Consider the following 237-nt stretch of genomic DNA (forward strand, 5'->3'; position numbering starts at 1 on the left):
GCCGTGGTTTGATGAACACCAGTTGACCAACAAGCTGACGCTGGATGCAACCTGTCCGCTGTCGAAGGAAACCGACTACAAGAAATGCGCCTGTAAGGTCGAGCGCGCGTAATCGGCACGGATCGCAAAGGTAATCCCCATGCCCCTCGCCAAGACTCCTCTTTCGCCGAAACGTCGCCGCTTCCTTCAGGATACGGCGCGTGCGGCAGGCGGCTGTGTGGTCGCTGGGTCACTGCT

1 protein-coding gene is annotated in these 237 nt (G+C 59.5%); it reads left to right on the plus strand.

Going from position 1 to position 237, the window contains the following annotated elements:
- The coding region (locus NXS07_RS22515) for a hypothetical protein (protein ID WP_438818402.1) at positions 1-112 on the plus strand (112 nt) is incomplete at its 5' end.
- Between the last annotated feature and the right edge of the window lie 125 nt (positions 113-237).

The organism is Xenorhabdus bovienii (assembly GCF_024721015.1).
In the GTDB taxonomy this organism is placed as follows: domain Bacteria; phylum Pseudomonadota; class Gammaproteobacteria; order Enterobacterales; family Enterobacteriaceae; genus Xenorhabdus; species Xenorhabdus bovienii.